Raw genomic sequence first — 635 nt, 5'->3', positions numbered from 1 at the left:
CCGATCTCAAAACGCTCAAAGAACAAAAAGTTCAGGGAGCCGTCTACAGACGGCGATACATCAAAAGAGGACTTTACCATGAACGAGGGCTTCATCTTGGTGTTCTCTGATAACTGGAACACATAACCTCCCGTTAAGAAGTAGTGCGATACCTCAGAGCCGAACTCATACTCCTGCCCGTTATCGGTAAGGTCAAGGTGCCTGCTCTTAAGCATATTGGGCACCGAGAAGGCCAGGTAGTAGTTATTGGTATAGTAAAAGAAGCCTGCCCCTACGTTAAAGTAAGTGTTGTTCACGTTTTCCTGGAAAGCAGGGTCGCCGGGTGCCGGCACAAAGCCGTTGCCGATCTCGCTGTAAAGCCCCACATCATGGAAGGTTGCCCCTGCCTTGATGCCGAGTGCCAGGCGGTGCTCACCGCCAAGGTTTAGGGTATAGGAGAAGTCGGCATAGACGTTGGTCTCGGTTACCGGGCCTATCTCATCCACAATGGCCGAGAGGCCAAGGCCTACGTTCTTGCCTACAGGGCTGTGGCCGGAGAAGGTACCTGTGGTGGGTGCCCCCTCCACATCTACCCACTGGGCGCGGTAAAGCAAGCCGAAGGCAAGGTTCTCCTTTGATCCGGCATAGGCCGGGTT

General features: G+C 53.9%; 1 protein-coding gene. It reads right to left on the bottom strand.

Translation table 11 applies throughout. From position 1 onward, the window contains the following. Nucleotides 1–635: PorP/SprF family type IX secretion system membrane protein (locus KJK34_RS15045; protein ID WP_223054705.1), on the bottom strand; the 635-nt coding region annotated here is incomplete at both ends.

It is taken from the genome of Flavobacterium coralii, from assembly GCF_019891545.1.
In the GTDB taxonomy this organism is placed as follows: Bacteria; Bacteroidota; Bacteroidia; order Flavobacteriales; family Flavobacteriaceae; genus Flavobacterium; species Flavobacterium coralii.
The sequence above is the reverse complement of the archived record's forward strand: the minus strand, read 5'-3'. Positions and strand labels throughout refer to the sequence as shown.